The 7,033-nt window shown below is 62.7% G+C and carries 5 protein-coding genes; 4 read left to right on the top strand and 1 reads right to left on the bottom strand.

Annotated features, from left to right (window positions below; all coding sequences use genetic code 11):
* From clpA to sbcB, 3 genes are all read left to right on the top strand, one after another.
* A partial coding sequence (clpA, locus tag AC1DWI_RS09680) for an ATP-dependent Clp protease ATP-binding subunit ClpA (protein ID WP_477724743.1) occupies positions 1 to 2,305 on the top strand: 2,305 nt, incomplete at its 5' end.
* Positions 2,306 to 2,430: 125 nt separating this feature from the next.
* Positions 2,431 to 3,888: a cardiolipin synthase gene (cls, locus tag AC1DWI_RS09675; RefSeq protein ID WP_477669429.1), complete on the top strand. Its 1,458-nt coding sequence runs from the start codon at positions 2,431 to 2,433 to the stop codon at positions 3,886 to 3,888.
* A 20-nt stretch (positions 3,889 to 3,908) separates the two neighbouring features.
* Positions 3,909 to 5,378, top strand: coding sequence for an exodeoxyribonuclease I (sbcB, locus tag AC1DWI_RS09670; RefSeq protein WP_477669430.1), 1,470 nt, complete (start codon positions 3,909 to 3,911; stop codon positions 5,376 to 5,378).
* A gap of 197 nt (positions 5,379 to 5,575) precedes the next feature.
* Here sbcB and AC1DWI_RS09665 read toward each other — a convergent pair whose 3' ends face one another.
* Complete coding sequence (locus AC1DWI_RS09665) at positions 5,576 to 6,673, bottom strand: saccharopine dehydrogenase family protein (RefSeq protein ID WP_477669431.1); 1,098 nt, start codon at positions 6,671 to 6,673, stop codon at positions 5,576 to 5,578.
* A gap of 176 nt (positions 6,674 to 6,849) precedes the next feature.
* Here AC1DWI_RS09665 and AC1DWI_RS09660 point away from each other — a divergent pair.
* Positions 6,850 to 7,033, top strand: a 184-nt coding sequence (locus AC1DWI_RS09660) for an Lrp/AsnC family transcriptional regulator (protein WP_477724742.1), incomplete at its 3' end; no start/stop codon positions are given.

Here is a 7,033-nt window from a genome sequence, read left to right as displayed (position 1 = left end):
CAGGGCGTTTGTCGAGGCGCGTCAGCAGCGCCACGAGTTCATCACCGTTGAGCATCTCTTGCTTGCCTTGCTGGACAACCCCAGTGCAGCCGAGGTATTGCGCGCCTGCTCAGCCAATGTGGACGACTTGCGCAAGTCGTTGGCCAATTTCATCAAGGACAACACCCCGCAGGTCGCCGGCACCGACGATGTCGACACGCAGCCCACGCTGGGCTTCCAGCGCGTGATCCAGCGCGCCATCATGCACGTACAGTCCACCGGCAATGGCAAGAAGGAAGTCACCGGCGCCAATGTGCTGGTCGCCATTTTTGGTGAAAAGGATTCACACGCCGTGTATTACCTCCACCAGCAGGGCGTAACCCGCCTGGACGTGGTGAATTTCATTGCACACGGCATCAAGAAGAGCGACCCGCCCGAACCAGCCAAGGCTGGCGAGAGCGCCGCCGAGAACGAAGAGGGCGGCGAGAAGAACGAAAAAGCCTCACCGCTTGAGCAATTCACCGTCAACCTGAACCAGCTCGCCAGGGACGGCAAAATCGATCCGCTGATCGGCCGCCAGTATGAAGTCGAGCGCGTCATTCAGATTCTCTGCCGCCGCCGCAAGAACAATCCGTTGCTGGTCGGTGAGGCCGGTGTGGGTAAAACCGCGATTGCCGAGGGCCTGGCCTGGCGCATCACGCAAAAAGACGTGCCCGAGATCCTGGCCGAAGCCAATGTGTACTCGCTCGATATGGGCGCGTTGCTGGCCGGCACCAAGTACCGCGGTGACTTCGAACAACGCCTGAAGGGCGTGCTCAAGGCACTGAAGGACAAACCCAACGGCATCCTCTTTATCGACGAAATCCACACCCTGATCGGTGCCGGTGCGGCCTCGGGTGGCACGCTGGATGCGTCCAACCTGCTCAAGCCGGCGCTGTCCAGCGGCCAGCTCAAGTGCATAGGCGCGACCACCTTCACCGAATACCGCGGCATCTTCGAAAAAGATGCGGCCCTGTCGCGCCGCTTCCAGAAGGTCGATGTGGTCGAGCCTACCGTGCAGGAAACSGTSGACATCCTCAAGGGCCTGAAGTCGCGCTTYGAAGAGCACCACAGCGTCAAGTACGCCGTGGCSGCCCTGCAGGCWGCTGCCGAGCTCAGCGCCAAGTACATCAACGACCGCCATCTGCCCGACAAGGCCATTGACGTGATCGATGAAGCCGGCGCTGCCCAGCGTATCCTGCCCGCGTCCAAACGCAAGAAGATCATCACCAAGGCTGAGGTCGAAGAGATCGTCGCCAAGATCGCCCGCATCCCGCCCGCCAATGTCTCCAACGACGACCGCGGCAAGCTGCAGACGCTCGAGCGCGACCTGAAGAGCGTGGTCTTCGGCCAGGACAAGGCCCTTGAAGTGCTGGCCTCGGCCGTCAAGATGGCGCGCTCCGGCCTGGGCAAGGACGACAAGCCGATCGGCTCCTTCCTGTTCTCCGGCCCCACGGGCGTCGGCAAGACGGAAGCTGCCAAGCAACTGGCTTACATCATGGGCATCGAGTTGATCCGCTTCGACATGTCCGAGTACATGGAACGCCACGCCGTGAGCCGCCTGATTGGCGCACCTCCGGGTTACGTCGGTTTTGACCAGGGTGGCCTGCTGACCGAGGCCATCACGAAGAAGCCGCACGCCGTGCTGCTGCTTGACGAGATCGAAAAGGCGCACCCGGACATCTTCAACGTGTTGCTGCAGGTCATGGACCACGGCACGCTGACGGACAACAACGGGCGCAAGGCCGATTTCCGCAACGTCATCATCGTCATGACCACCAACGCCGGTGCCGAGACGATGAACAAGGCGACCATCGGCTTTACCAACCCGCGCGAGTCCGGCGACGAGATGGCCGACATCAAGCGCCTGTTCACGCCCGAGTTCCGCAACCGCCTGGACGCGACTGTCAGCTTCAAGGCACTGGACGAAACCGTCATCCTGCGCGTGGTCGACAAATTCCTGCTGCAGCTTGAAACGCAACTTGCCGAGAAGAAGGTGGAAGTCACCTTCACCGACACGTTGCGCAAGTACCTCGGCAAGAAGGGCTTTGATCCGCTGATGGGTGCCCGCCCGATGCAGCGCCTGATCCAGGACACGATCCGCCGTGCGCTGGCCGACGAGCTGCTGTTTGGCCGGCTGACCGACGGTGGCCGCCTGACGGTGGACATGAAGGTCACGACGGACGAGAAGGGCGTTGAGACCGGGGAAGTCCAGCTCGACATCCAGCCGCTGCCCAAGAAGGAAGGCAAAGCCAAGCCGGAAGCCGAAGCGGCAGAGACCAACTGACCATTTCGCGGATCCACCAATCCAGCGGAGCGGATAGTTCCGCGCACCCAAAAAAGGCCGGTAGCATCACGCTATCGGCCTTTTTTCATTTCACCCGCGCTTCCTAAAACAAAAGACGCCCCGCCTTGACCCTTCCCGAACTCAGCTCAGAATGGAAAACCGGCCTCTCCCTGGCATGGAGTGCCTACATTGCCGTGCTGTCGGTCTGGATCGTGATGCAAAAGCGCGCGCCGGTCTCCACCATGAGCTGGATCCTGTCGCTGGCCTTGCTGCCGTTTGCCGGCTTCGTGATTTACTACTTCCTCGGTCCCCAGCGCCTCAAAAAGCAGCGCCTCAAGCGGCTGCGCAGCCGCGCCGGCGCGCGTGGCGATGCCGATCTGGCCCAGTTGCAGGGCGTGGCCGAAAGAGCACCTCCGGCCCTGCGGCAGATGACCGCCCTGGGAACCGCCGCCTGCGGTCTTCCGGTGTCCAGTGCTACCGGCGTCCAGCTGCTTTCAGGGGGTGCGCATACCTTCGACAGCATCTTCGACGCGATCCGCGACGCCCGCCATCATGTGCACCTCGAGTACTATATTTTTGAGCCCGACCGCATCGGCACTGCCCTGCGTGACCTGCTGGCCGAAAGGGCTGAGCAGGGCGTCAAGGTACGGCTGCTGGTCGATGCGCTCGGCTCCAAGCGGCTTGGGAGCCGGTTTCTGGCGCCACTGGAGGCTGCCGGCGTCGAGATTGCGTTCTTTCACGATACCCGCATAGGCCGCCGCCTGCGCCCGGTGACCAACTACCGTACCCACCGCAAGATCGTCGTCTGCGACGGCCGCGTCGGCTTCACGGGCGGCGTCAACATCACCGATGAAGAAGACCGGCGTACCCGCGCCGATGCCTACCATGATGTGCACCTGCGCATTGAAGGCAGCGCGGTGCGATGGCTGCAGACCACCTTCCTGGAAGACTGGACCTACGCCACCGGCGAATCGATAGCCGACACGGACGGGACCCTTCCGCACCTGCTGCCCCTCCTGGTGCCCGACGAAGAAGCCGGCGACATTCCGGTGCAGGTGGTGACCAGCGGGCCGGACAACATGCTGGAGCCGATTCACCGCATGCACCTGGCCGCCATCAATGCCTCCACCCAGCGCGCCTGGCTGACCACGCCTTACTTCGTGCCGGGAGAGCCCGCGCTGATGGCGCTGACCAGCGCCGCGCTGCGCGGCGTCGACGTGCGCCTGCTGGTGCCGCGCCGCAGCGACAGCTTTATTGTCAGCGCCGCGGCGCGCTCCTACTTCGACGAACTGATCGCTGCCGGTGTCAAGGTCTGGGAGTACAAGGCCCGCATGCTGCACTCCAAAACACTGGTCGTCGACGACAGCTGTGCCATGGTCGGCACCGCCAATTTCGACAACCGCAGTTTTCGCCTCAACTTTGAAGTGATGGCCGTGGTCTACGGCCCCGCGCTGGCAGGGCCGCTCGCTGCGCAGTTTGAAACCGACCTGCTCAGCGCCGCGCCTGTGCGCGCACATCGCCCCCAGAATTTTTTGATGCGCCTGCTCGATGCCACGGCGCGGCTGTTTTCCCCCTTGCTCTAATTACCTACTTCGAGTTCTTCATGCCCCACACCTTCCTCTGGCACGACTACGAAACCTTCGGCATCAACCCGCGCCGTGACCGGCCCGCGCAGTTTGCCGGCATTCGCACCGACGCAGAGCTCAATGAAATCGGCGAGCCGCTGATGATTTATTGCAAGCCGGCCAACGACTACCTGCCCAATCCAGAGTCCTGCCTGCTCACCGGCATCACTCCCCAGTTGTGCATGGAGCGTGGTGTGGCCGAGCACGAATTCGCCGCGCAGATCGAAGCCGTGCTGGCCGAGCCCGGCACGATCGGCGTGGGCTACAACACCATCCGCTTCGACGACGAAGTCACGCGCTACCTGTTCTGGCGCAACCTCATTGACCCGTATGCGCGCGAATGGCAAAACGACTGCGGCCGCTGGGATCTGCTCGATGTCGTGCGCATGGCCTATGCGCTGCGGCCCGAAGGCATCGCCTGGCCGCTCAAGCCCGATGAACGCAGGCCGGACGACGCCAGCGCCGTACGCCCCAGCTTCAAGCTCGAAGACCTGGCGCGTGCCAACGGCCTCATGCACGAGTCGGCGCACGACGCCCTGTCTGACGTGCGCGCCACCATCGCGCTGGCCCGCCTGATCCGCAAAGCGCAACCCAAGCTCTTTGATTTTTGCCTGGGCCTGCATAAAAAAGACCGCGTGGCCGCAGAGCTGGGCCTGCCCACCAGCCCGCAAACGGCCCAGCCGTTTTTGCACGTCTCGGGCATGTTCCCGCCAGAGCGCGGCTGCCTGGCCGTCATGTGGCCGCTGGCAACGCATCCGACGAACAAGAACGAGCTGCTGGCCTGGGACTTGTCGCAAGACCCGAGTGAGCTGCCTTTGCTCGACGTTGCCACGCTGCGGCAACGCCTCTTCAGCAAATCGGCCGAGCTGCCCGAAGGTGTGCTGCGCCTGCCCATCAAATCGGTTCACCTGAACAAGTCACCCATGGTCGTGCGCAAGCTCGCCACGCTGTCGCCGGAGATGGCGGCCAAATGGAATGTAGACATCCCCGCAGCCCTGGCCAACGCCGAGAAAGCGGCCAGCCTGCCCGACATGAGCGCCATTTGGCCCGAAGTCTTCCAGCGGCCCAAAGAGCCCACGCCGGATGTCGACGAAGACCTGTACGGCGGCTTCATCAACAACACCGACCGCCGCCGCCTGAACCAGTTGCGCGCCTTGTCACCCGCCGAGCTGGCCCACGCCCGCATCGGCTTTGACGACGAACGACTCGGGGAGCTGGTGTTTCGTTACCGGGCACGCAACTTTGCCGAGACCCTGTCGCCCGAAGACGCGGAACGCTGGGAGGCGCACCGCGCTGCGCGCCTGCTGGAGGGTGAGGGCGGGGCGCGGAATGTGGATGCGCTGTTTGCCGAGATAGATGTGTTGGCGGAAACGGCGGATGCGAAGGGGCAGGTGGTGCTTGAGGCGCTTTATGAGTATGCGGAGATGATTGCGCCGGAGATGTCGTAGGTGGCTTTTGCAGGTCAGGCTTGTCTTGGCCTAGGCGCTCTTTGCTGACGGTAGCTGGCCGGGCAACCCCCCGGCCAGCAGCTCTCAGCAAAGCGCGCGCCCATCAAACCAACAACAACCCAAAAAGAAGCCGCTATCAATTCAATAGCTGCTAGCGCTCGCCCTAATTAATCAAAACGCCTGTTTCCTAAAAAAACTCAAGCCGCGACCCGCTCCACCAAAGGCGCATAAGCCCCACCAAACCGGTTGGCCAGAAAATCCCCCAAAGCAATATCTTCCTGCCGCACAAACCCCTTCGCAGGCAACCGCCCGTTAGCCAGCAAGTCCAGCACCGTACAAATACCAGCCGCCGTGGTGATCTGGATCGCGCTGCGCAGCACGCCGCCGACCACATGGCTGTATACCTTGTGGGCGTAGGTCTCCTGCATCAGCCGGCCCTCGCGCTGGCCGCTCACGGTGACGAACACGATGACCACGTCCTGCATCGTCGTGGGCAGGGCGTTTTCCAGGATGTCCTTGAGCACACCGCGGCGGTCGCGCAGGCGCAGGTCGTTGAGCAGGGCCTTCATGATGGCCGCGTGGCCGGGGTAGCGGATGGTCTTGTAGTTGAGGTTGGTGACCTTGCTTTGAAGCGTCTCGCACAAGGTGCCCAAGCCGCCTGAAGTATTGAAGGCCTCGTAGGTCACGCCGTCGAGCGAAAACTCCTCGTGCTCGGCCAGCGGCGGCACCTCGCGCAGCACGCCTTCCACAATGGCTTCGCAGGGCTCGCAGTACTCGTTGATGACGCCGTCGGTGCTCCAGGTCAGGTTGTAGTTCAGCGCGTTCGACGGGTACTGGGGCAGGGCGCCCACGCGCATGCGCACGCTGTGCAGGCTGTCAAACCGCCGGCACAGGTCGGCCGCCACGATGGACACAAAGCCCGGCGCCAGGCCGCACTGCGGGATCAGCGCCGAGCGCGCGGTGGCGGCCAGTTCACGTACGCGCCGCGTGCTGGCCACGTCTTCGGTCAGATCCAGGTAGTGCACACCGGCTGCCACGGCAGCTTCGGCAATGGACGTGGTGAGATGAAACGGCGCCGCACTGAGCACCGCAAACTGCCCTTCAAGCTCCGCGCGCAGGGCGACAGGGTCGGTGACGTCCAGCACTTTTAATTGAACCCCGGCGCTGGCCTTCATGCCTGCCAGTGCGGCCTGTGATGCATCCACCACCGTGACCGCATAGTCCTGGCTGGCGCCCAGCAGGGCGGCAATGGTTGAGCCGATTTTGCCTGCGCCTACCACCATGATTTTTTTCATATCAGCTCCTTTGGGGGCCCCTCCAAGCGAGGGGCGTTGAGTGATTGTGGAACGCAGTACCGGCGGTTGGTAGTATCAATTTATACAAATAGAAGCCATAATTTAGACAAATAGAAGATTTCTACCTTCTATTTGACTATTCATCTCCCATAACAGGGCGCGGCCCACCCCAACGCATGAACCTTGACGCCATAGACCAGATATTGCTCAGCGAGCTGCGTGAAAACGCGCGTTGCCCGGTGGCCTTGCTCGCCCGCAAGGTGAGCCTGTCGCGCACGGCAGTGCAGGCCCGCATAGAGCGGCTGGAGCGTGACAAGGTCATCACCGGTTACGGCGTGCGCACCGGCGACGCCTATGAGC

This window comes from Polaromonas sp. P3_C2 (assembly GCF_056402675.1).
The sequence above is the reverse complement of the archived record's forward strand: the minus strand, read 5'-3'. Positions and strand labels throughout refer to the sequence as shown.